The 24,736-nt window shown below is 57.9% G+C and carries 17 protein-coding genes and 1 pseudogene; 1 reads left to right on the forward strand and 17 read right to left on the reverse strand.

Annotated features, from left to right (window positions below):
- Positions 1 to 11 precede the first annotated feature (11 nt).
- The 17 genes and pseudogenes from STHERM_RS05500 to STHERM_RS05575 form a co-directional block, all read right to left on the reverse strand.
- The gene (locus STHERM_RS05500) at positions 12 to 1,097 is read right to left on the reverse strand and encodes an LptF/LptG family permease (RefSeq protein WP_013313897.1); all 1,086 of its coding nucleotides are present in this window, start codon (positions 1,095 to 1,097) and stop codon (positions 12 to 14) included.
- A complete protein-coding gene (locus tag STHERM_RS05505) occupies positions 1,094 to 2,368 on the reverse strand; it encodes an LptF/LptG family permease (RefSeq protein ID WP_013313898.1) in 1,275 nt (424 codons plus the stop codon). The genes STHERM_RS05500 and STHERM_RS05505 overlap by 4 nt, the downstream gene beginning before the upstream one ends.
- A 36-nt stretch (positions 2,369 to 2,404) precedes the next feature.
- On the reverse strand, positions 2,405 to 4,534 hold the full coding sequence (pnp, locus tag STHERM_RS05510) for a polyribonucleotide nucleotidyltransferase (RefSeq protein ID WP_013313899.1): 2,130 nt from the start codon (positions 4,532 to 4,534) through the stop codon (positions 2,405 to 2,407).
- 7 nt (positions 4,535 to 4,541) lie between these two features.
- Complete coding sequence (rpsO, locus tag STHERM_RS05515) at positions 4,542 to 4,811, reverse strand: 30S ribosomal protein S15 (RefSeq protein ID WP_013313900.1); 270 nt, start codon at positions 4,809 to 4,811, stop codon at positions 4,542 to 4,544.
- 3 nt (positions 4,812 to 4,814) lie between these two features.
- Complete coding sequence (locus STHERM_RS05520) at positions 4,815 to 5,606, reverse strand: FAD synthetase family protein (RefSeq protein WP_013313901.1); 792 nt, start codon at positions 5,604 to 5,606, stop codon at positions 4,815 to 4,817.
- Positions 5,591 to 6,457, reverse strand: a complete 867-nt coding sequence (gene truB, locus STHERM_RS05525) for a tRNA pseudouridine(55) synthase TruB (RefSeq protein ID WP_013313902.1) — start codon at positions 6,455 to 6,457, stop codon at positions 5,591 to 5,593. Before truB ends, STHERM_RS05520 begins: the two co-directional genes overlap by 16 nt.
- Positions 6,457 to 6,843: a 30S ribosome-binding factor RbfA gene (rbfA, locus tag STHERM_RS05530; RefSeq protein WP_013313903.1), complete on the reverse strand. Its 387-nt coding sequence runs from the start codon at positions 6,841 to 6,843 to the stop codon at positions 6,457 to 6,459. The genes truB and rbfA overlap by 1 nt, the downstream gene beginning before the upstream one ends.
- 12 nt (positions 6,844 to 6,855) lie before the next feature.
- Complete coding sequence (gene infB / locus STHERM_RS05535) at positions 6,856 to 9,201, reverse strand: translation initiation factor IF-2 (RefSeq protein ID WP_013313904.1); 2,346 nt, start codon at positions 9,199 to 9,201, stop codon at positions 6,856 to 6,858.
- Positions 9,202 to 9,209: 8 nt separating this feature from the next.
- Positions 9,210 to 10,676: a transcription termination factor NusA gene (gene nusA, locus STHERM_RS05540; RefSeq protein WP_013313905.1), complete on the reverse strand. Its 1,467-nt coding sequence runs from the start codon at positions 10,674 to 10,676 to the stop codon at positions 9,210 to 9,212.
- Positions 10,666 to 11,214, reverse strand: coding sequence for a ribosome maturation factor RimP (locus tag STHERM_RS05545; RefSeq protein WP_013313906.1), 549 nt, complete (start codon positions 11,212 to 11,214; stop codon positions 10,666 to 10,668). The genes nusA and STHERM_RS05545 overlap by 11 nt, the downstream gene beginning before the upstream one ends.
- A gap of 41 nt (positions 11,215 to 11,255) precedes the next feature.
- Positions 11,256 to 13,097: a histidine kinase dimerization/phosphoacceptor domain -containing protein gene (locus STHERM_RS05550; protein WP_013313907.1), complete on the reverse strand. Its 1,842-nt coding sequence runs from the start codon at positions 13,095 to 13,097 to the stop codon at positions 11,256 to 11,258.
- A gap of 77 nt (positions 13,098 to 13,174) precedes the next feature.
- Positions 13,175 to 13,672, reverse strand: coding sequence for a ComF family protein (locus tag STHERM_RS05555; RefSeq protein WP_237223391.1), 498 nt, complete (start codon positions 13,670 to 13,672; stop codon positions 13,175 to 13,177).
- Between the two features lie 72 nt (positions 13,673 to 13,744).
- Positions 13,745 to 13,885: pseudogene (locus STHERM_RS12720) on the reverse strand (ComF family protein); the annotation flags it as partial.
- Complete coding sequence (mutS, locus tag STHERM_RS05560) at positions 13,855 to 16,458, reverse strand: DNA mismatch repair protein MutS (RefSeq protein WP_013313909.1); 2,604 nt, start codon at positions 16,456 to 16,458, stop codon at positions 13,855 to 13,857. The gene mutS and the pseudogene STHERM_RS12720, both read right to left, overlap by 31 nt.
- Before the next feature lie 40 nt (positions 16,459 to 16,498).
- On the reverse strand, positions 16,499 to 17,023 hold the full coding sequence (locus STHERM_RS05565; RefSeq protein ID WP_013313910.1) for an OmpH family outer membrane protein: 525 nt from the start codon (positions 17,021 to 17,023) through the stop codon (positions 16,499 to 16,501).
- 14 nt (positions 17,024 to 17,037) lie between these two features.
- The gene (gene bamA / locus STHERM_RS05570) at positions 17,038 to 19,626 is read right to left on the reverse strand and encodes an outer membrane protein assembly factor BamA (protein ID WP_013313911.1); all 2,589 of its coding nucleotides are present in this window, start codon (positions 19,624 to 19,626) and stop codon (positions 17,038 to 17,040) included.
- Positions 19,627 to 19,645: 19 nt separating this feature from the next.
- The gene (locus STHERM_RS05575) at positions 19,646 to 23,812 is read right to left on the reverse strand and encodes a translocation/assembly module TamB domain-containing protein (RefSeq protein WP_237223395.1); all 4,167 of its coding nucleotides are present in this window, start codon (positions 23,810 to 23,812) and stop codon (positions 19,646 to 19,648) included.
- 263 nt (positions 23,813 to 24,075) lie between these two features.
- On the opposite strand from STHERM_RS05575, the gene tmk reads away from it, so the two are divergent.
- Positions 24,076 to 24,723 (forward strand): dTMP kinase, encoded by a 648-nt coding sequence (gene tmk, locus STHERM_RS05580; RefSeq protein WP_041623310.1) that lies wholly within the window; start codon positions 24,076 to 24,078, stop codon positions 24,721 to 24,723.
- Positions 24,724 to 24,736 lie beyond the last annotated feature (13 nt).

Raw genomic sequence — 24,736 nt, forward strand, 5'->3', positions numbered from 1 at the left:
CACTCCCATGTTTATGTTCTCGCAATGTATTTGAAGAAAAGGATGCTCCCGGAGAAGAAGACGAGGACTGGAAGCCACGCCCCCACGACCGGAGGAAGATACCCGAGTTTTGCAAAGAGCGTTGTCACCATTTGGAACACGTAATACGATACCCCGATGGAGAGGCTGAGCAGAAGGCTCAGGAGCAGGGCATTGGCTTTGAAGCGTCCCGCGACCGATGTGGCGAGAAGGGCCACGATGAAGGAGGTGAAGGCGAAGGAAATGCGTTTGTAGTAATCGGTGAGGGCCTCCCTGTAGGGGAGTCCTGCCCGTTTGAGGGTCTGTATCCATCTCCCCGCTTCTGCCAAGGTCATCTTGTCTATGGAATGACGGGTCTGGAGGAAGTCCTCCGGCTGAATCTCGCCCAGATCCGTTCGAAGCTTCTCGAATGATTCTTCTTTCAGGTTTCCTTCTTCGTCTCGGATATACCGTCGGACCCGCTGCAGCACCCATTCCCGTTGGTCGGGATCCCATGTGCCGCGTTCTGCCTCTATCCGGGAGGCGAACTCTCCTTCTTCGTCCTTCTCGTATACGAGCACGCGGGTGATGGTATGCGATCGATCGTCGTACCGGCGGGTGTGCACCACAAGCCGATTCTCCTCACCCACCAGGGTGACGTTCACCACTTGAGTGGGAGAGGTCCGGCCCATGAGGATGGCCATGAGTTCCTGTTTCTGTGTGAGGGAGGGAATGGCAAGGAGCTCCTCGATGAAGAAGTAGGCGCCGCTGAAGAGGAGACCGCACACCACGAAGGGAAGGACGAAGCGATAGAGCGAGATCCCTGCTCCAAAGAGGGCGATGAGCTCGTTACTCGCATGCAGCGATCCCAGGGAAAAGGCGACGGCGAAGAGGGTGGCGATGGGCAGACTGTAGGTGACGCACTTGGGAAGGTAGAGGAGCTGCAGGTGGAGGATCTGGAACGTGGTGAGATCGGCATCTATGTAGGCCACCAGATTGGTGAAGAGGTCTATGAGTTCGAGGATGGTCACGAAGCTGAGGAGTGCCGCGAGAAAGAGAGGGAGAAACCAGGAGAGAGCGAAGCGTGTGATGACCCTCATCGTCGAACCTTCCTGACAAGAAAGAGCGTGAGCGCCACGAGAGTTATGAGGATATTGGGAAGCCACATCGCCAGCGAAGGAGAGAAGGACGTCCTGAGTCCCAGCATCTGTCCCGCCACGAGCATCCCCCAGTACAGGATGGAGAGGAAGATCCCTATACCGAAGCCGGCTGCTCTCCCACCCTTGAGGTTGAAGAGTCCGATCGCGATGGCGAGCAGCACGAAAGGTATACAGGAGAACGGGATGGAGAACTTCTTGTGGAATTCGAGCGTATAGATCTGGAGGGTCCTGTCCTCGATCGTGATCCGTTCTTTCTGTCTGAGACGTTGAAGCGACGAGCGAAGGCTCCCCAGGAAGCGGCTCCGGATCGATTCGTTCGACAGGGAGAGGGTGGTCAGATAGAGACGGCTCACACTACGACGCAAATCATCACGCTCCTTCTCGTGAGACCTGCGTTTCTGCTCGAGCACCTGCTCTCGTTCCTTCATTACGCGATAGACATCCACTGAGGACATCTCTCTCGGCCCCGGATTCCTGAGGGCTATGTTGATGTCCTTTACGAGGATCGTATACGTAAGTGTTTCCGCGGAACTGTACTCGTAATCCCCTTCCCTCTTCACGAGCGAGAGAAACACGTCGTGGAGTTCCAGAGCAAGGGCTGTTTTCTCATTCCTTCCCGGAACTATGTCTCCTTCGCGAGCCTGAAGGATTCTCGTTCCCTCTTCCGTCTCCTCTATGATCAGCAGATCGTCGATGTGGGATTGGTTCACCTTCCCCGGGATGAGGATGGTATTCTGGTACTCCTTGATGGCATACGATTCGAGTTCGATCTCAGGAGTGGTGTAGAGGATCTGGCGATAGAGTTTCGCGAAGTTGAGGGTGCCGAGTGGAAGGAAATAGTCGTTGGCGACGAAGGACACCGAGGAGAGCAGAAGGCTGAATACGACCATAGGAAGAAAGGCATGGACGAGGGAGATCCCACCCGCCTGGAAGGCGAGGAATTCGTTGTCGGAGCTGAGCCGGGTGATACTCATGAGTGCAGCGGCAAGCGAAGCAAAAGGTACGGATATGGCGACGATCGAGGGAAGCGCATAGATGATGAGGAGGATCACATCGAAGAGAGGAGCCCGTTTCGACAGGATCTGTTCAGCCATGAGGAGGAACTGGTTGATGAGGAAGATGACAAAGAAAAAAAGGAAGGAGATCACAAATGAAAGTGCAATCTCCTCTCCAACATATCGGTACAGGGTAAGATAACTTCTCCGTGTCATACAGAACAAAAGGATCGCCCCGGAGGGCGATCACTCCTACCTGCGACGAGTCCGGGGCGGTCTCCGGGAGTAGCTCTGCGCCTTCTCCTTCGCCTTGCTCTCGTCTATGAGCATGGTGAGATTCACCCTCCCCAATCGATCTATCTCGAGGATCCTCACGGGGACCTCCTGATTCAGCTTCACCACATCGTGGGGCGATCCGATCCGATCGACCGACATCTGGGAGATATGACAGAGGCCTTCCCTGCCCGGCAGGAATTCTATGAATGCTCCGAAATCCACGATCCGTTTCACTTTCCCCGTGTAGACCTTTCCCACCTCTGGTTCCTCAAGCATCTTGTCGATGTAGGCCTTCGCCTGCTCGGCGTTCTCCTTCTGTTTGCTGTAGATGACGATGCTCCCATCATCGTCGATGTTGATGGTCACATCGAAACTCTCCGAGATCTGCCTGATCGTCTTACCGGCGGAGCCGATGATGAGGCCTATCTTCTCGGGATCGACGGCGAACTTGATGATTCGGGGAGCATACTGGGAGAGTTCCGGGCGCGGTTCGGAGATGGCCTGATTCATGATCCCGAGTATGTGGAGCCTTCCCCTACGGGCTTGCTCGAGGGCCTTCCGCATCGTGGCCGGATCTATGTTCTTGATCTTTATGTCCATCTGGAAGGCCGTGATACCGTCTTCCGTACCGGCCACCTTGAAGTCCATGTCACCGAAATGATCCTCTTCGCCCAGGATGTCGGAAAGGATCACCGTGCGCTCTCCGTCCGTCACCAGTCCCATCGCGATCCCGGCCACGGGTTTCTTGATGGGGACCCCTGCATTGAGCAGGGAGAGGGTGCTTCCACAGACCGTCGCCATCGAGGAAGAGCCGTTCGATTCGAGGATCTCCGAGACCACGCGGAGAGTATAGGGGAAGTCGTCTTTCGAGGGGAGCACAGCTTCCAACGCCCGATGTGCGAGATGACCGTGGCCTATCTCACGTCGGCCCGTGTAGAGCCTCCCCACCTCACCTACCGAGAAGGGGGGGAAGTTGTAGTGGAGCATGAAGTTTTCCCGTTTGTCGCCTTCGAGATCGTCCATTATCTGCTCGTCGAACACGGTCCCCAGTGTGGTGATCGCGAGGGCCTGGGTCTCGCCTCTCGTGAAGAGAGCGGATCCATGCGTTCGAGGAAGGACACCGATCTCACAGGTGATGGGGCGTATGTCCTCCGGTCCCCTTCCGTCCGTCCGGATCCCCCGTTCCAGAATCGAGGAACGTACGATCTCCCGTTCGAGCTCTTCGATCACCGCATTAAAGGCACGTTCCTGCTCATCGGGAATCCGTTCTCCGAAGTAGGTTCTGACCTCTTCCCGCGTCTTCTTTATGGCCTTTGCCCGTTCGAGTTTTCCCTTGACGAAGCATGCCTCTTCGAGTCGGGGACGGGCGTATGCTATCACTTCATCCTTGAGCGGGAAGCTCTCCTCTTCCAGGAGGGGAAGCTTTTCCTTGCCTGCGCGTTCGCGAAGCTCCAGCTGCGCCTTGCAGAGCGAAACGATAGCGCCACGGGCGATTTCGATCGCCTCCACCAAGGTGTCCTCGGAGACCTCTTTCGCCCCGCCTTCCACCATGGTGATGCCTTCCAGGGTTCCCGCCACTACGATATCGAGAGCCGAGGCCTCCAGCTGCTCCAGGGTGGGGTTGATGACGAACGTGCCGTCTACGAGCCCCACTCTCACCGCCCCCACCGGCCCATCGAAGGGGATGTCGGAGACGGTGACGGCAGCAGAGGCCGCCACGATCGCCACCACATCGGGCGTGTTGATCTGATCAGCGGATACCGTGGTGGGGATGATCTGGATCTCCCTCTTGAACGCCTTCGAGAAGAGGGGTCTCATCGGCCTGTCGATGAGACGCGAAACGAGGATCTCCTTCTCCCGTGGACGCCCTTCCCGCTTGAAAAATCCTCCGGGGATCTTGCCTGCAGCGTAGTATTTTTCGTTGTAATCCACAGAGAGGGGGATGAAATCGAGGTCTTCCTTCACATCGCTCCCGCAACAGGCAGTTGCGAGGACGCACGTGCCTCCGTACTGGGCGAAGACCGCTCCATTTGCTTGACGGGCCATCTTTCCTGTCGTGAGAACGAGTTCCCGTCCTCCTACGTCTATTGTCACTGAATGTTCCATGGTTCTCCTATTTCCTCAGACCTAGTCTCTTGATGAGTTCTCGATAGCGATTGAGATCCTCTTTCTGAAGGTAACGCAACAGCGCGGTCCTCTGCCCCACAAGCTTGAGGAGCCCTCGGCGCGTACTGAAATCCTTCTTGTGCACCTTGAGGTGCTCGGTAAGCAGGTTGATCCGCTCGGTGAGGAGGGCAACCTGGGCCTCCACGGTTCCGGTGTTCTTCTCAGAACCACCGAACTCCCGTATTATTTCCTGCTTTCTTTCTTTGGTAAGTGCCATCGTCTATTCTCCTTGTTTATGTAGTATCATCACCTCCAGAGAGGAGGAATCCCTCTCGTCGAGGGGGCTGATCCAGATCTCGGAAGGATGTATCGAGATACGAAGGGGCTCTCCTCCCGTACCCCTTCCGGCATACTCCCCTGGGGGCGGAAGGATCTGAGGAATCTTCCATCTGGGAATACAAAGGGTTCCTCTCCCCTCCCCCACGAGCCCCCGGAGATCGAGCGTATGGGGTCGTCCCAGCATCTGTTCCGCAGCGTCGAGTTCCCCTTCGAGAATCCTCTTTCTGATCTCGGTACTGCTCACGCGTGTACCATTCTGTGTCACGTCCTCCATCACCACGAGCTCTACTCCCCTCCTCGCGCATAGCTCCTCCGCTTCTGCTATCCCAACGGCTCCTCCCCTCCCGCACCTGAAATCCTTTCCGACGAGAAGTCTTTTCATACGTGTGACATCGATCACACGCTCGAGAAACTCCCGTCCTTCGATTGTACTAAAATCACGGGAAAAGTCAATAACGAGTACATCGGGTATTCCCATCTCACGTATCCTCGAGACTTTCTGTCGAAGGGAAGTGAGACGTTCGTAGCGCTTGTCGGGTGAAAAGAGTTCCTCCGGATTCTTGTCGAAGGTGATCACGAGGGGGTGGAGCGAGGATGAGAGGAGCGTTTCGAGGAGTTCCTGATGCCCTAGGTGTACACCGTCAAACACTCCTATGGTCACTGCGGAGTCTTCCGGATTCCGAGGAAGGGAGAGAAACTCAGCCCACGTGAGCCTGTCTACGGAAGCACACATATGTAGCGATACCTCTCTTCCGCCTTTTCGATGAAGGCCAGAACCCTGCCATCTCGAGTCACCACGGTGTAGTACCCTTGTGCCTCTGGAGGGGTGTCCCACATATGGTCCGAAAGAGGGATTCCATGGGCTATTCCCCTCTCATGAGAAGGTTTGACTGTCAAAGGGGGGGCTGTTTCGGGATATGCGTTCAGGAACGCTTCCGGGGTGAGCACATCCTCGCCGGTAACCTTGTCGGGATGAACCGCGCCGTCGGATGGAATCGGACCGATCGCAGTGCGTTTCAGTTCGGTCACATAGGCACAGGTCCCGAGGCTGGATCCGATGTCGCGGGCGAGAGCCCGTATGTAGGTTCCTCCGGAGCAGGAGACCCGTACGGTCGCATAGGGAGGCCTCCATTCGAGGAGGGAAAGTGCGTATATTTCCACACGTCTGGGGGCCAGATCCGGCTCCTCCCCCCTTCTCGCCAGGTCGTGTGCCCGACGCCCTCCCACCCGCAGGGCCGAATAGGCGGGAGGAATCTGTTCGTATGTCCCGAGGAATCTTCCGAGCGTCTCCCTGAGCGCCTTTTCTTCGGGAACAGGGCCCACCTGAATGATCCTGCCTTCGGGGTCGAGGGTGTCGGTCTCCTTGCCGAATTCGATGACGGCTTCGTATTCCTTGGATAGTGAATGGAATATCGGTGTGAGTCGGGTGCATCGACCCGTGAGCAGGATGAGAAGCCCTTGGGCGAAACGGTCGAGGGTGCCGGTATGACCGGTACGAACGCCCCCGAGACGCCTGCGCACTCGTTCCACCACTTCGAAGGACCGTATACCGGGAGGTTTATGACAGAGGAGTATTCCGTTCATCAGCTCTCATCGCCCCCCTGCGGGGGAGATGAGGCGTCCGAGGGGAAGAGGGCTTCGATCTTTTTGGAAATCTCGAATCCTTCCTTGATCGAGGAATCCGGAAGGAAGCGGAACCTGGGCACTGTCCTGGTGGTGAGTTTCTTTGCAAAGACGGTGCGGATGAAACCCGCCGCATGATTGAGCGCTTCCACGCCCTCTTCGACCGGAAGGTTGGGATCGTAGCTGGAGACGTAGACCTTCGCGAACGAGAAATCCTTCGAGAGCTTGACGTGATTTATCGATAGAGAGCAGTGGATGCGCGGATCCTTGAGCTCTCCCGAGACGAGCAGGCGGGCGAGTTCTTCCTGTATGAGATGTGCAAGTCGTGTCAGTCGTTCCTCTTTCACCTCGCCCTCTCCTCATAGTTTCTTGGCTATTTCTCTACGCTCAATCACTTCGAACTGATCTCCGACTTTGATATCCTGGAAGCCCTCGAGGCCTATTCCACACTCGTATCCTGCGTCCACCTCTCTCACATCCTCTTTGAAGCGCTTGAGGGAATTTATCCTGGTGCTGTGGATCACCACCCCGTCGCGGATCACGTTCACCTCTGCGTTTCTCTTCACCTTCCCCTCGAGGACATAACACCCCGCCACGGTGCCGATCCTGGGTACCTTGAAGGTCTCTCGGACCTCCACGAGTCCCACGACTTCTTCTTTGATTTCGGGCTGCAACATGCCTTCCATGGCCGCCTTGATGTCGTCTATCACCTCGTAGATGATGGTGTAGCGTCGGATCTCCACCTTCTCCTTCTCTGCGAGGGTGCTCGCCTGGGAGGTGGGACGGACGTTGAAGGCTACGATGATTGCATTGGAGGCCGAGGCGAGACGTACGTCGCTCTCGTTGACCGCACCGGCTGCGGCGTGGATGATGCGCACACGGATCTCTTCGGTGGAGAGGCGCTCGAGTGCGGTCCTGATCGCTTCGGCCGATCCGTGCACGTCCGCCTTGATGATGATCTTCAGATCCTGGACCTCCCCCTCCTGGATCTTCTGATAGAGGTTGTCGAGGGTGACCTTCTGGACGTTACGGGCTTCTTCGAGCTTCTTGAGTTCCTGTCGCTTGGAGGCCACTTCACGCGCATGTTTCTCGCTTTCGGTGACCTGGAACGGATCTCCTGCTTCCGGAAGGCCGTCGAATCCGAGGACCTCCACCGGGGTGGATGGAGTGGCCTCTTCCTCTCGGTTGCCCCATTCGTCGAACATGGCCCGCACCTTCCCGCTGTACACCCCGGCCACGAATGGGTCGCCTATCCTGAGGGTTCCCCTCTGGACGAGCACGGTGGCGACGATGCCGCGGCCATGTTCGATCTTCGACTCGAGGATCTTCCCCTCCGCTCGACAGGAGTAGTTCGCCTTGAGTTCGAGGACCTCCGCCTGCAGGAGGATGGCCTCGAGGAGTTCCTGGATCCCCTGTTTCTTGAGGGCCGAGACTTCGCAATAGATGGTGTTCCCACCCCATTCCTCGGGGATGAGTCCGTACTCCGAGAGCTGCTGCTTCACCCTGTCAGGATTGGCATCGGGCAAGTCCACCTTGTTGATCGCCACGATGATGGGGACGTTGGCCTCCTTTGCGTGGTTGAGTGCCTCGACGGTCTGAGGCATCACCCCATCGTTTGCCGCTACGACCAGGACCACGATATCGGTGACCTGCGCACCTCGAGCACGCATGAGGGTGAAGGCCTCATGGCCGGGGGTGTCGAGGAAGGTGATCTTCCCCTGGGGGAGCTCGACCTGGTACGCGCCGATGTGCTGGGTGATGCCTCCGTATTCTCCTTCGGCGACGTTGGCGGACCGTATGGCGTCGAGGAGTTTCGTCTTTCCATGGTCCACGTGTCCCATCACCGTCACCACGGGAGGACGAGGACGGAGGTCTTCTTCGGAGTCCTCCTCGCGTTCGATCACCGTCTCGTCGTAGAGGGACACGACGTTCACCTTGCAGCCGAACTCGTCTGCGAGGAGTGTGGCGGTGTCGGCGTCTATCTGCTGGTTGATGGTCACCATCATGCCCATGCTCATGAGCTTGGCGATGAGGACCGATGCCTTAAGATTCATCTTCTTTGCGAGTTCCGCTACCGTGATGGCTTCCGTGATGTCGATCTCCTTCGGCACAGGATTCGTCTCGATCTTCTTTTTCCGCTTGACCTGGTTGAGGATCTTCTCTTCCTGTTCACGCTCCTTCTCCAGGTAGAGTTCCCTGCGGCGCTCTCGCTCTCGTTCCTTCTGCTGTCTGGCCCTCGCCGCTTCGGGGGTCTCGCCTGCAGGTGGAACGGGAGGGGCTCCCGTCTTGGGAGTGATCCTCAGCCTGGGCTTCGTACGGTCCGCTCCCTGGTCCCGGGACGGGGGGCCTCCCGGTTTCGGCCCTCTGTTCCGCTGGGGCCGGGGGGGACGCCTATCCCCCCGAGGCCGAGGGGGTCGTGAACGATCCCGCGGTCCTTCCTCGCGGGCGGGCTGCCGGGGAGTCGAAGGGGGCGAAGTGGGCTCCGAGGTTTTCGCTTCCGGCCCTTGGGGCTGCGGGGATTCCGTGGGTGGGGCCTCCTCCGGGGTATCCGTCTTTACGACGGCTACTACCTTCTTCGTCTTCTTCACCACCACCCGTTTCTTCTTGACGGGTACCGCAGGAGTGGGAGGCGCCTCCTCCTTGGGCTCGGTGTCCTGGTGTTTGATGAGCGTGACTTTTGGTTTTTTTTCCTGTTCCTGTGCCATGATGTATCCTAGTTCTCCTCTTCTTCATCTGTAAACACGAGCTCCACCCCACACTGTGGACAACGATCCATTCCCGGAGTCACCTCGGCGGAACATTCGGGGCAGAGGTATGTCTCGACATACTCTTCTTCTCCCTCCTCCGTAATCCCCTGCGCCGTCTCCTCTTCTTCTACGATTTCGACGGCGTCCTCGAGGATCTTGCCGATGAGTTGCCTGTCCTCTTCGGTGAGCTCGGGGATGTGCTCGAGTCCGTTGTCCTGATAGGCGAAGACGAGATCCTCTATCTCCTCGTATCCCTGACGGGAGAGGATCTCCACGATATGTGGGGGAAGACCCGGGAGTTCTTCTATCCTCGTGATCTCCTCCACTTGTTCATCGAGGTCGCTGAAGACGGCGGAGACCGCTTCCATGGCCTCCTTTCCGATACCCATCTCTTCGACCTGTTTGGCGGTCTTCACGTCGATGTTCCAGTCGACCAGGCGATTGGCGAGGCGGACGTTGAGCCCCTGCTTTCCGATGGCGAGTGAGAGCTGGTTGTCCTTCACCACTGCGAGGGCGTGTTTCTTGTTGCGGTCGAGGATGATGACCTGCTCCACCTCAGCGGGAGAGAGGGAGTTCTTGATGAAGGCGACCGGGTCGGGGTCATAGCGGATCACGTCCACGCGTTCCCCCTCCAGTTCGTTCACCAGGGCCTGGATGCGCACGCCTTTCACCCCCACGCACGCACCCACCGGGTCCACCCCTTCTTTCCTCGAGTAGACGGCGATCTTGGTGCGATATCCCGGTTCGCGTACGATCTTGAATATCTCGACAGTCTTGTCGTAGATCTCAGGGACTTCCAGTTCGAGTACCTTGCGCACGAATTCCGTGTGGGTGCGGGAGAGGATCACCTGGAGGCCGGAGGGGGTCTTGTTGACTTCGTAGATGAGGGCCTTGATCCTGTCGTTGGGACGGTAGACCTCTCTCGGGGACTGGTATTTCCGCGGCAGTATGCCTTCGATCTTGCCGAGGTCCACGTAGATGTTGCCGTTCCGTTCCCGCTGGTAATACCCGATGATGAGTTCTCCCACCTTGTCCTTGAACTCGGAGTAGAGGGTGTCCCTCTGTATCTCCTTGAGTTCCTGTTGGGCGCGTTGTTTCGCCACCTGCACCGCCCCGCGGTCGAAGCTCTTGGGGTCCACCTCCATGAGCAACTCATCGCCTGGTTCGGCCTCGGGCGCGAGTTTCCTGGCCTCGGAGAGGGGGATCTGGAGCACTTCGTCTTCGAAGTCTTCGTCCGCCACCACCTGCTTCTTCGCGTAGAGGGTCACTTCGGTGCCGTCTTCGGAGAACTCCACGTGGGCGTTCTCCGCTGTGCCGAATCTCTTCTTGTACGCCGCGAGGAGGAAGTCCTCGATGGTCTTCTGGACGAGCTCCTCCGGTATGCCGCGCTCCTGGACGAGCATCTGAATGGCTTCTTTGAGATCAGTGGCCATAGGGGGTAGTCTCCTCTTGGGTGAAGTCTAATTTCGCTTTTCCTATGGAGTCAATAGGGATGGACCGGCGCTCCGCTCCCTTCCGGAGCACGACGTGGTCTTCGGTGACGGCCTCGAGAATGCCCCCCTCCCACCGCTGGCTACGCGTGTCGAGGAGTTTCAGGCCTTTCCCGACGAAGAGTGCGAGTTCATCCCTGTTCTTGAGCACACGGTCGATACCCGGCGACATGACCTCCATGTGGAGGTCGGCAAGGTCGAGGAGCAGCTGTGCCTTGGGTTTGAGGAGTCTGAGGACACGGGCACAGTCGTCGACGGAGAGGTGTGCGCCGTGGATGACTATTTCGAGGGCCGCTCCTCCTCTACGATACCTGAGGTGCAGTTCAACGAGGGCGTAGCCCATCTTCTCAAGGAGCGGCACGAAGTGCTGATACAACTTCTCTTCTTCCGGAGTCCGGATCGCTCTGGGTAACAAGGGCGTGCCTCCTCGCCGGGTAAAAAAAGAGAGTCGAGGAGTCTCGACTCTCTGCTGCCCACTCATCGTCTTCCTCGGGTATAAGGTAGCAGGGAAGGCTCCGTGTGTCAATGGGAGGTGTCGGTAGACCATTCGAAAGCGGACAAAGGGATGCGGGTTTCGAGTTCCACCTTCCGGGGAGAGAGGGGGGTGTGGGTGAAGACGACCTGTCCTCCGAGCTGGGGGAGGAGCCCCTTGACGAGGAGGGATCCCAGGATGCGTTTCTCGAATTCCTCCGCCCTGGAGGGAGAGAAGACGGCTCTCATGGTGAGGATGTACCCTTCCTCATGCGCACGGAGTTCGAGCGTGGAAGGGCTTGAGGGGGATGCGTAGGAACGGAGTGCTTCGAGGAAATAGGAGAGGAGGATGCCGTAGGGGATGGCGGATGCGAGGGGTACGTGGGGTGAAGCGGAGGGATGGTAGGAAAGGGAGAGACCGGTGGTCCTGTAGAGGGAGACGATGTGGTCGAAGAGTTGGGCGAGGTCGATGCTGGTGAGCGATGGTTGGGTGTAGGCCATGTCGTGGACCAGGGCTATGGTGTGGAGGAGTTGTCGTATGAGGTGGAGGGTGTCTTTCACCCGTCCCGAGGGGAGGGGTTCCATCTCCAGGGTGAGGATGCTCACCATGGTCTGGAGGTTGTTCTTGACTCGGTGGTCGATCTCCTTGAGGAGGAGTTCCCGTGCCGCGAGGTGCTGGAGGACTTCTTCGTGTTGCTGGTCGAGTCGTTGCTTGAGGTCGATGAGGGCGCGGGATATCTCCCCGAGCTCGTCGGTTCGCTGGGAGAGGGTCAACAGGTCGGCGGGTATGGCCTCCTGGAGCCTCAGGACCCTGGTGTGGTGGGTGAGGAGGTCGAAGTGCCGGGCGATGTTCCTCGAGGAGAAGAGGGCGATCATTACGACCACGGCCATGAGGAGGAGGATGGTCAAGAGGGCGGCGAGCTGGGCACGGCGGAAAGGCGCGGTGAGGGAGTCTCTCGGGACGGCGGTGAGGAGGTGGAAGGTCGTGGACCGGGAGGTGAGGATGTGCTCCTGGAGGTAGACCGGGATGCCGTCCAACTCGGTGAGGGTGATGGTCTCGGGATGGTGGCGGGTGAGGGGGTCATCCCGGGAAGGGGTGCCGGATCCCTCCCGGGAGTCCAGGGGGGTGAGGAGGCGGTATGGCGGCGGCGCAGGAGCTGCGGCGAGGAGGTGGTGTGAGTCGTCGAAAAGGTAGCACCGGATGTCGAGGGGGGTCGTGAGGGTCTCGAGGATGCGGGAGAAGTGGAGGAGTTCTATGGTGACGGTGCTCACACCGATCGTGCGGTCTCCGACTCTGATCGGGGTGCTCACGGCCATGGCGGGGGCGTCGCTCGAGGCGAGGCGGTAAGGGGGGGACCAGATCATGGTGCCGGCGTCGAGGGCCGCGGTGTACCAGGGACGGGTGCGGGGGTCGTAGCCGGCTACACGCTGGAGCTCGGTGCCGGGGGAGAGGGAGGGGGTGGAGAAGAATGTGAGGTCCCCTTCCCTGCCTGCCGGTCGGTAGCCGTACCTGATTCCTTGCGGGAGTCGTTGGACTTCCACGTAGGTTCCGTCTTCCATGCCTGCGGCCACGATGGAGATTTCAGGGTGGGATTCGATTTCCTTGAGAAAGAGGGCGTGGATCTTTTCGGTGGGGAGGGAGGGGTGGAGTGAGATGATGTGGGCGTTGATGAGGGCGAGGTCGGCGGGTGGGTCGAGAAGGGCGTGGAGCTCGGAGGTCACGGCGCGTTCGATGGCGGTGAGGTATTTCTCGGCGGTGGTGTGGGCTATCTGGGGGAGGGAGAGGTACATGAGGAGTCCGCCCGCGGCGAGGGCCCCTATGCTCGCGACTATGACGGGGATGAGGATGCGGTCGATGAGGCGGGCGGAACGGGAGGAGTGGGGGTGTGACATCCTATCAGGTAGTATAGTGCAGACGGGCGGGAAAGGCAAAGGAAAGGGGGATCGTGCGGGTGCGGTGGGGAGGTGGGTCAGATGTCGCGGGCGAGGGCGAGGGCGTAGACGATGGAGACTCCTCCGGTCCGCAGGATGTGTGCACACTCCCCTATCGTGGCTCCCGTGGTGACTACGTCGTCCAGGAGGATGACGGTGCGGGGGGGATCGGCGGGGGAAGGGGCGGCCCGGTAGGCGCCGAGGACCGAGGTGAGGCGAAGGGCGCGGGGGAGGTGCTTCTGGGGGTGGTAGCGGGTGGGGTTGGTGTGCTGGAGGCGGAGGGGGGATCGGGGACGTCGGGTGAGCCGGGTGAGGTGACGGGCGACGAGTTCGGTGTGGCCGAATCCGAGGGCGCGGAGGCGGCGGGGGTGGGTGGGGACGGGAATGAGGGGGGCGTCGGGAGGGAAGGATGCGAGGGCGGGGAGGAGGAGGGCGGCGATGAGGCGCGCGAGATGCCGCTGTCCGTGATGTTTGTAGGCGAGCAGGAGACGGGGGATGGTGTGATGGTAGAGGAAGGGGGCCTGGAGTGCGTCCACGGAGGGGGGGATGCAGCGTGGGCATGGGGAGGCGGGCGTAGGGAGGGGTTGGCTGCAGCGGGGGCAACGAGGGGGGAGGATCGGGATGAGACCGGCGAGGCAGCGGGGACAGAGGGGATGGAGGGGATGCGGGCGGGGGATGAAGGTGCCGCATACCTGGCAATGGAGAGGCGCGAGCAGATCTAGGATCGCTTCGAAAGGAGTCGTTTCCATCGTGCTATGGCATTGAGGGCTTCGAGTGGGGTATGCCTTTCCACGTCGAAATGCGAGAGTTCTTCCGCGAGGAGTTCGTATGGTGAGAACAGTTCGGGCTGCTCGTCCCTGGAGTCGGCCGGGGGGATGGAGGGGCCCCCTTCGGTTCCAGTGAGATCTTCCTCCCTCCGGCTCAGAGCCTCTTCTATCGCGCGGGCCCGCTTCACCACAGCCTCCGGGACACCGGCCAGTCGTGCCACGTGTATGCCGTAGGATTTTTCCGCGGCCCCTGCCCGCACTCTTTTGAGGAAGACGATTCCATCCCGATCTTCCCTTACCGCCATACTGAGATTGAAGACCGCGGGATGTGTGATCTTCGTGAGCTCGTGGAAATGGGTGGCGAAAAGCGTGCGGGCTTTCACCCTCTCCAGGAGATACTCCACCACAGCCCATGCAATGGAAAGCCCGTCTATGGTTCCGGTGCCCCTCCCTACCTCATCCATGATGATCACGCTCCTCGGAGTGGCGTGATGCAGGATGTAGGCGGTTTCGTTCATCTCCACGAGAAACGTGGATTCCCCGCGGGCGATGTTGTCGCTCGCTCCCACGCGGCAGAAGAGGCGGTCCGCGATCCCTATCACCGCTTCCTTCGCAGGGACGAACGACCCCATCTGGGCCATCAGCACGATGAGGGCGTTTTGTCTGAGAAAGGTGGACTTGCCTGCCATGTTCGGTCCGGTGATGACGGCGAGGGTCCTGCGGGGGGGATCGAGGAGGAGGTCGTTGGGGACGAAACTCCCTGTGGGAAGATGGGCCTCCACCACGGGATGACGCCCCTCCTTCACGTCGAGCACGAGTTCGGTAGTGACGACGGGTCGGGTGTATCCGTATCGGGTCGCCGCATAGGCGAGCGACTGGAGACAGTCGATGGCTGCAACGCTCTTTCCGAGTGCGAGCAGTCCTTCAAGATGTGTCTTGGTTCGTTCGCGCAGATCCATGAAGATCTTCCGCTCCAGCTCGACGAGTCGTTCCTCCGCCTCCGCGAGCTGGGATTCGAGCTCGATGAGACGTTCCGTGGTGAATCGCTGTGTCTGAACCAATGTCTGACGGGGTATGAAATAGGAGGGGACCAGATGGGCGTTCGCTCGGGTGACCTCGAAGAAGTAGCCGATCACCTTGTTGTATTTGAGTTTGAGCGAGCTTATCCCGCTCCGTTCACGTTCCTCCTGGAGATAGCGATCCAGGATCTCCTGGCTGTGATCCCGAAGTGTTCGGCAGCGGTCGACTTCCGGATCATAGCCTTCTCGTATGATGTTGCCCTCATTGAGGGAGGTGGAGGGGTTATCCATGAGAGCAGGAAGGAGCGAGTCGGCGAGGGTCGACAGCGTCTCGAAGAGATCCATGGGGAGGAGGAAGGAGGAAAATGCTTCGATCCCGGAGAGGAGTGCAAAAGCCTCTTCATACGCCTCAATGGTACCGGCTATGGCGAGGAGGTCCTTCGCGTGTGCCTTGTCCAGGGCGACCCGCGTGGCGAGGCGTTCGATGTCCAGCATGGAAGCGAACAGCTTTCTCAGTGTCTGGAGAAGGTGCTGATCCCGATAGAGGTGCTCCACGGCTTCGAGCCGCGCCTCTATGTCGGCGGGTGTGACGAGTGGATAGAGGATCCATCGTCGGAGGAGGCGGGCTCCCATGGGGGTGGTGGTGTGATTGAGCACTCGATAGAGTGTGAAGTGCTCCCCCCCGTCCTGGATATTCTTCACCAATTCGAGATTCCTGATGGTCGTTTCATCGAGAAGGAGCGCGTCTTCCTCCCGGTAGGGATGGATGGAACGGACGTGGGGAAGAAGGGTGTGGCACGTGTCTTCGAGGTACTGGAGAAGAGGACCCGCGGTGATGAGTTCTGGAGAATCCTCTTCGAGCCCGAATGCCTTCAGGTTCACACTCCTGAAGTGTCGTACGAGCCGTTCGAAGGAGGTGCGGGGATCGAAATACCAGTCGGGGAATCGGTTGACATAGATCTCGCCATGGGCGTCGAGGACTTTCTCGATCTCGGGTTCCTCCATCGCAGACTCCGGGAGGATGAGCTCGGAGGGAGAGATGCGGGCGAGTTCCCGTGCGAGGATCTCGGCAAAGGATCCGGGGGCGGTGCCGGCAAGGAATTCCCCGGTGGACAGTTCCACGCAGGAGAGGGAGACCCTCTCCTTGCCGGCGGGAGCTGCTGCGAGAAGGAAGTTGTTCTTCTGTTTTTCAAGGAGCTCCTCATCCGTGACTGTGCCGGGGGTGATCACTTCGATCACTTCCCGGCGGGCGAGTCCCCTCCCCTTCTCCGGGACTTCCACCTGTTCACAAATTGCGATCTTCTTTCCCGCCCGGAGGAGTCTTGCGATATAGTTCTGAGCGGCGTGGAAGGGTATCCCACACATGGGAATCCCATTCCTCTGGGTGAGGGTGATGCCCAGTATCCGGCTTGCTTCCTTTGCATCGTCTGCGAACATCTCATAGAAATCACCCAGACGAAAGAAGAGGATCTCCTCCCTATAACGCTTCTTGAATTCCCAGTATTGCTGCATCATAGGGGTCTGGAGATCCTGCATCATCCCTCCATGGGTCGCACGATGGGACTGCCTGATGACGTCAGCGAGCGCTTCCCATGAGCCGTTCGATCACGAGATCCGTGATGTCCACTTCCTTGTGCCACCAGAGGAGATCGGGATCCGTACTCTTGAAGATGACGCTGAAACCGTGTGTCTCGGCCACGTATTCCAGCGCGTTTTTCAGCTCCTGGAGGAAGGTGGACGATTCTGTGAGCTTTCTCTGCCGCTCTTCGAGTTGCTGGGTTTTCACTCGATAGTAATCCCTCAGATACTGGGTTTTCTGGTAGATCTGCTGATCGAGGGTCAACGCCCGCTCCTCGTTTCCCGCTTCCTGTGCCTGAAGTTTCTGCTCCTGGAGGGCCTTTATTTCGGCGGTAAGTCGGTTCACCTCCTCCTGGATCTCTGTCTTGAAACGTTCTATCTCTCTCACCGCCGAAGAGTTTCGGAAAAAGGCCATCGCCACCCTGTTGATGTCGACCACGGCCACTGTGATGAGCTCCTCTCCAGGGGCGATCGTGCTTCCGAGTAAGAGAAGTCCTGTCACGAAGATGAGTATACGCTTCATGGGTCCCTCCCGCTCTAATAGAGGTCATATCCGATGGTAAACACGAAATCCAGACCCAGCGAGTCGGGGAACAGACTCCCCTCCTGCCATTCTATCTTGTCGTCCACCACCTTGAAACGCTTGGCTATGTAGAACCGGAGAGGGAACTGAGGGATGACGAACCGGATCCCTCCTCCTACCCCGAACCGGTAGTTTTCCAGGGGAATGTCCCAAGGAGCCGTCACATCCACCGAAAACGCGGGAAAATCGAAATAGAAGTCCCACCACATGATCTGTTCGATAAGGGGCATTCGGAGCTCTATCCAGTTGTCCCAGAGGGTCCTCCCCCCTCCGATGGGTTCTCTTGGCCATCCTCTCCCCACAAAGAAACCGTCGACATAGAGTTGATCCAAAGAAGTGGCTTGATAGGTGGCACCTTCAGGAACCCAGAACTGGTCCAGGTTATACGTGAGCCTCGTGTGAGCGGCGAGCACCCACTTGAAGTTCCAATTCTCGGCTACGGGAATGTCGAAGAGGGTGAGATACCCTTCCATCTTTGTGGTAGGCTGGATATAGTGACGGCTTCCCCCCAGGAACCCTCCCACGAAGAGGAGCTGTTGGCTGAGATAGTATCCCGAGCTGGGACTGTAGAAGATATCCCGCGTATCGAGAGAGACTCCGAGGTTCCATTTGTTGACAAACAACCACTTCCCTCTGTTTTCCCGCGTCGTGGGGTCGAAAGGACGATATCTGCTCGCATCGTAGTCGAGAGTGGTGAGTGAAGTGGAAAAGTAGGTACTGGGAGTGAGTCTCCCCACAGGTGTATAAAAACGGTATCCCGTATTGATTCCGAAAGAGATCGCCCATGTTTCGTAGCTCATGAGATATTCTTCAGGTATATTGAAGCCGTTTCTCCGTGCGTACTCGTAATCGGTTATCACGTCTCCGGCGTCGATCTGTTCCTGGGAAGGGTTGGGCACGATCTCTCCAGTCTCCGCATCCACCCATTGCCCTGTATAGAGGCCATTGTCAGGAACGGCGTTGTCCTCATTCCCGGTGAAGATTATCCCATCTATAGCAGTGTCCTGGGGAATTGTCTTCCCGGTATCCTTGTGAGAGATGCTCAAACTCACTCCACCCGTCCACCGTTTCCCGAAAAGCCATCTGTCAGTGTAGTTGAATCCGAGGGTTTGTTCATTTGGTGCCGCCGTCAGGTTCACACCGAAGTCGAGCCCATAGCCCAGGAAGTTCTGATCACTCCAGGCCACGGTCGCCGCTACAGGGAAATCGCTGCTCCCCCCGAAGTTCACCCCGAACTGGATATTGGCGGTGGGCGCTTCCTCGACATTGATCACCAGGTTCATGAGCCCCTCGGTGCTTCCGGCAGGGGTTTCGGGGGCGATGGAGGTGAAATATTGGAGATTATAGAGATTGCGCAGACCTTCTACGATCTTGGTCTTGCTGAAGACGTCCCCTTCTTCTATGGGGAGCTCCCGGAGGATCACGAAGTCCTTGGTCTTGGTGTTTCCCCTGAGGATGATGTTCTCTATGTGCGCCCGCCCGCGTTCCTCTATCATCACGTGGTAGGAGACGAGATGCTGTTCGGAGTCCTTCTCTTCCCTGAGGTCGATCCGGTTGAAGATGTAGCCGTTCTCGTAGTAAAGGTCGAGGAGCTTCTGGTAATCCCGGCTGAAGGCGGTGCGGTCGAAGATATCTCCTTCTTCGAGAGAGAAAAGCTCCCGGAGCCGTTCGGTGGAAAAGATCTTGTTGCCTTCGAAAGTGATTCCTCCGAACCGGTACTGTTCCCCTTCCGAGAGATAGATGGTGATGTGGAGGTAGTGACGATCCCCCTCTATCTCCTCGGTCTTTTCCACGTGGGTGATCCGTGCGTCGATATAGCCGCGTTGGGCGTAGTAGTCTTCGATCTTCCTGAGATCCTCCTGGAATGTCTGTTCGTTGTATACTCCACTCACGAGGAACCCTTGTGGTTTGGTCTTCATGAGTCCCCGGAGCGTCTTTTCAGGATAAAGCAGGTTGCCCGAGAAGGTGATGGACCTCACGATGATCTGGGGACCTTCCGAGATCACGAAGACCACCTCGGTCCCCCGGTCCCCTTCCCGCAGGACTCCTTCCACGGAGGCCTCGGGAAAACCTTTCTCATGATAGAGCTCTATGATGGCACGCTCGTCGGCTCTGAGTTTCGCCTGGGTGACCATGTCGCCCCGTTTCAGGAGTATGGTGTCGAGGAGTTCCGAGTCCCTGACCCTCTGATTCCCTTCGAAGGTGATCCGATCCACAGAAGGGAATTCTTTCACCTCGAAGTGGATGATCACCGCTGAGTAGTTTTCATCGGCGGGTTGTGCGCTGGGGATGATTTCATCGAAATATTCCAGGGCGTAGAGCTTGCTCTGGATCTCCCAGAACAAATCGTTGGTGAAGATCTTCCCCACATAGGGCCTGAGAATCCCCCGGATCTCGTTTTCAGACACGGCCGAGAGCCCTGAGAACGAGAACTCTTTTATCGGTTTGCCGAGATACCAATCGGGAGGAGGTTCTTGAGTGAAGAGCGGAAGAGAGATCACTACCGACAGGAGGAGGATGATAAAACGACGCGTTACTCTCATGAACACTCCTTTCCTCATGCTAATAAGTAAATCGCCACTTCAAAGAAATCGTCTGATCGGGGATGAAGAGTTCTTCCGGATGCTCGGGAGCGAACTTCCAGGAGAGGAGGAAGAACGGAGTATCCCATTCAACCGTCACCTCTACATTCACCTCGAACCCTCCGAAGCTTCGAACCTCCGAAGCGAGGGGGTTCTCCGCTGCAATCTGGAAGAGGGATTCCAGAAACACATCGGAGCCAAGATACTTCCCCACCAGGATAGTGGTATTGTCGAGATACTTTCCAAGAGATGGCGATTGCCTGTCAAGAGGGTACTCAGGGGACTGGAGGGCGCTCTCGAGAACGTTCTGGAAGAGGTGTGTCCGTACCGAAAAGACGTCCAGCCCGAAGGTCTTCTTCACCGAGGTCTCGAACTCCCTCATGAGGGCGAACTGGCTCACGAGGTCGGTGGTGAGTCCTACGAGGGAGACCGGACTGAGGAATCCCTCGGCGAACTCCTCGTTGAACCGCTGACCGAGTACGATGTTGAGATCCTCAGGAGGAAGCGGAGGATCCGACTCGAAACGGGGTGAGAACTGGGAGAGCGGGGTGTTGTAGGAGACGAGATAAATCCTTATGGGGTCTCCCTTGTAGAAGTCCCTCATCTCGGCTCGAACGGTGATCCGGGGATCGAATTTGTCCTGGTTTTCCTGAAAGAGGATGCTGCCTTCCCTCACATAGAAGCTTCGTTCGAAGTAGAAGACTTCCCCCCCCCGCAATCCGATATTCCCCTCCAGGGAGAAGCTCCCCTCACCCCCGTGGGCGGTGTACCGGAGTCTTTCCCCGGTATCGGCATAGAGTCGGAGGATCGGCAGGGTCCTCGTGGGCCACACGAACTGCACATCGGGACCCGATTGGATTCGGAGATCTATCTCGAGGGGAACGGGTTCCCCTTTTCCCGGGGCCTCAGTCCTCCTTTGAGCAAGTGTCACCACCGTGGACTCGGCCAAGATATCTCCAGCGATGGAGAGGTACTGGGGGGTCTGTTCGATGGTCACGAACCCTGCCGCATAGCCGTCTACCTGAAGGGTTCCGAAATCGTAGAGGATGTGGAGTCTGTTGGGGGAAAGGGTGGCGATGGAGATCTGGAAGAACGGGAGACTCCATGCCTCTCTCGTGAAAGCACCCGAGAGGATCACGGTGGCGTCTCCTGCAGTGATTCTAGAGGGGAGGATCTGGAATCCTTCTCCCTGGAACTCCAACTCCAGACGTTCGGACGAGATTTCTTCGGGTACGAGGAAGAACACACCCCTGAGGTCTCTGCCCTCGAGGTTCCCCGTGAGGGTCGGATCTCGGGGGTCTCCCTCGAGGGAAACCTCACCGGTGAGGATTCCCTCGCGAATCCTCACCACGCCCAGATCGAAGAGCGGTTGAAACGATTTCACGTCGATTCGCGAGAATGCCAGGGTGAGTGAAAGATGCTCTTCACGGATCGTTCCTTTGATACTCCCCTGCAGAGGAAGGGGTGAACTGAAACTCGCATCGAGTGTTCCTTCCTCGAAGGAAAAGGCAAGGCTCGCTGCGTTCGACGGACCGCCTCTGAGCGTGACACCCGCACGCGTATAGGCGAACAGGAACCTCCAGACGGGTTGTCCCTCTACGAGTGAGACCTTGTGTAGGACGAGCGACCCGGTACAGGAGAGTGAAGGAAGAGAGTGGAGGAAGAGGGAGAGATCTTCGTACCGCTGTTCCACCGTACCGTACAGACTCACCGGAGTGCTCTGTGTCGTCCTGCCTACTGCGAGAGAGAGATCCGTTTCCCCTCTGAAGGTGCCCGAGGAAAGATCGTAGGTCAGATGGAAACCGCTGAGGCGGTGCTGCGCGAGGAGGAGTTCCGAGAGAGAGATGCTCATGGTGGAGGAGCGTTTCTCGAAAGATCCGTTTGCGGCCAGCGGGATGCCGTTGATACTCCCTTCTATCAAAGTGACCGTTCCTTCGAGATCTGGATCGTTCCAGGGCCCCTCGAGGTTTACGGTGGCGGTCAGTCTTCCCCGTGCCTTCTCCCGTGTCCACCTCCCGAGCGGGGCCTCTCTTGCGTGCACGGTGAGGTCGATACGTGAAGAGGAGATGTCTGCCTGAAGGCCGTAGCGTTCCCTGCTCGTCTTCGATTGCAGGACGATCTCTCCTGCCAACCGTCGGCGGGAGAGGAGTCCCTCCAGACCCTCGGGCAGGACCAGGCTCATACTTCCTTCGAGATTGGAGTACGAATCGCCGTAGGAAAGATCGAAGGCTTCGATTCCCGATGGATCGATGGCAATGCGGCCGCTCAGATTCCCTCGAACAGAGGGCAGGAGAAAGAGATCAGTCACCCTCAGATAGGGGACGTAGATCCACCACTCCTCTGCGGTGTGGAACTCGCCCGAGAGGTCGACACTCACCTGCGGAGGGGACTGACCGGGCATCATCGGCAGAGGAAGAGTTCGCGTCTTCCCTCGGAAGACCCATCTGCCCTCTTTCTCCTCCAGGAGAAACGTCAGATTGTCTCCCGACAGGGAGAACCTGTTCTCCCGTAGGATACCCGAGAACCGATAGAGGATATTCTCGACCAACAACTCGCCGGAGAATCTCTGTGTATCCCGAAGCATCAGGGAGAAGGTCCCTTGGAAGGGCACGGTATAGAGGGTGCCCGAGGAAGAAAGGGAGAGCTGATCGGGGGTGAGAGAGAGGGAGAGGGATGCATCCGCCTCCTCAGAGATCGAGAGTACGATGTCCTCCATGCTGGAGACACGATATCGTGACGCGTCGAAATCGAATTCGAGCGCGCCTCTGATGGTGGCCTGCTCGGGGATGAGCGGATGCCACCGTCGTTGCGATCCGGAGAGGGCGAGGGTGAGATCGGACAAGGAGAGATCGCGGAAGAGGAGGAGTCCCTGCCCTCTGAGGGACGACGGACCGGAGGTCGGGAAGAGGTGGGTTTCCCCATAGACATACCCCTCACCTTTCCGGGGGAGGAGGAGCACGTTGAGCGCGTATTCCTGTCGTACGATATCCCCTTCAAAAGAGAGCTCTGCTCTCGAGAGCTCGAATCCCCCCCATGACGCGTCTCCGGAAAAGGCATACCCTTTTATCGCCTCCTTCGATCCCGAGATGTTCACATTGAATCGTCCGCTCATGCGCTCGAACGACGACATCCCCGGAGGTCGGGCCTCCGATATGTGCAACCTGCCCTGGAATGAGAAGGGATGGATGTCGACCAGTCCTTCCATGGAGGCCCTGCCGTATCGGGTGAAGGCAGTAAGATAATCCAGGTGAATCCGGGAATTCTCCCCATCGAGCGAAAAGGCTATCGAATGGAGATCCTTCGAGAGGAACGAAGCCGAACCGCTTCCCGTATAGCGGAGAGTGCGGGAGGGGAGATGATATGAGATTTGAAGGTGGGTCGAATACGTGGCCTCGAGGAAAAATTTCAGATTCGCGGGCATGCTCTCGAGGAGAGATCCCCTGAGTTGGGAGCTCGGTTGAAAGTCCTCGGTGAGCACCATGACGTTGAGTGTGGAGGACGACCATTCATATTCTCCAAGGAGGTCGTATGGGACCGATGCCTGGAGGTTCTGGAAGGAGATGGCGTCGTTTTTTATGGACAACAGAAACCGTTGGGTGGAGAGTTCCATCCTGGTTCCCTGCAACGAGCAGGAAAGCTCCATCTCCATGCTCGGTATGTCCGGGGAAAACGTGCCCCTCGCCCGTATCGGTACGAAGAAGGTCCTCTCCGGGAGTACTCCCTCGTAGTATGCGGCGGTCTCATGAGAGACGTCCAAGAAGAGGGAAGCGCTCAGCGAGTATCGTGCGGATCCATCGTTGCCGGGAGCGATGTCGACACGAAGGTCCCGACCCATGATACGAGACTGGTCAGGGAGTACCATCTGAAAGGTCCCACGACGGATGAGGACCTCGGAAGGTAGTGAAGAGAGTACTCGTTGGAGGGAAAGAGAAGAGGTGAGCCTGGAATGAGACGAGGCAGCATCCTCCGTGGGAGGTGTTTCGCCTGCATTCCAGAACACATGGACATCGGTGAGCTCGATTTTCTTCACCAGGGAGGAGACGTCCCCTCTGAGCAGGGCGAGCGCACTATAGGTGAGTACCCCCTCTCCCACGTATACGACGAACCTCTCTTGGGGGTCTCTCAATTCCACATGTTTGATTTTCACGAAAGGAAAGATGTAGGGCTCGATCGCGCCATAGGAGACTTCGATATCCCATCGGGATTCAAAGTCGTGCACGACCTGGGTGACGAGAAATTGGAGACTTGGTGTTGCACTGTGCCTGAGGGTTAACGAAACTGCCCACGACAGCACAAGAAAGGAGGTCACAAAAATGAGGAGCAGAAACGATGAGGGCAGTCGCTTCGTCATGTCCGTTGTATCACTCCGGGAAATTGCGCTTCGCTTGTTTATCGTATAAATTCTATCACATGTCATCTCGTAAAAAAAGCAGCGGCAGGACGATCCTTTCCCGTTTCGTCGTGTTCGAGGGTATAGACGGTGCGGGAACCACGACACAACTCGGCAAGGTGGCTTCCTCCCTGAAGGGACGTGGTCACACCCTGTGGGAGACACGGGAACCGACCGACGGTCCTGTGGGGACTTTCATCCGGGAATGTCTTGCGAGCGGTCTCTCCTTCCCTGCTTCCGTCTATGCGTACCTGTTCGCCGCTGATCGAGATCTTCACGTCTTCGGAGAAGACGGGGTCATGGTTCGGGTGGGACGGGGGGAAATCGTACTCTGCGACAGGTATCTCCACTCCTCGCTCGCCTATCAGAGCGATTCCGCTCACACGAGGGAATTGGTAGAGGATCTCAATCGCAGGTTCCCGCTCCCGGAGGTGGTGATCTATCTGGATACGCCCGTGGAGGAATGTCTCAGACGTCTTTCCTCGAGACCCCGGAAGGATCTTTTCGAGCAACGGGAGGTGCTCATGAACGTGGCTTCCCGATACAGAGAGGTGCTCCGGACATACGAAGCAGAAGGTGGCAAGGTTCTCTATGTGGATGGCACACAGCCGCCGGATCTCATCTTCCGGGAGATCTTGAAGTTTTTGGAAAGAACACTCGATATCTAACTTAGAGTAAGGT

Source organism: Spirochaeta thermophila DSM 6192 (genome assembly GCF_000147075.1).
GTDB classification, from domain to species: Bacteria; Spirochaetota; Spirochaetia; order Winmispirales; family Winmispiraceae; genus Winmispira; species Winmispira thermophila_A.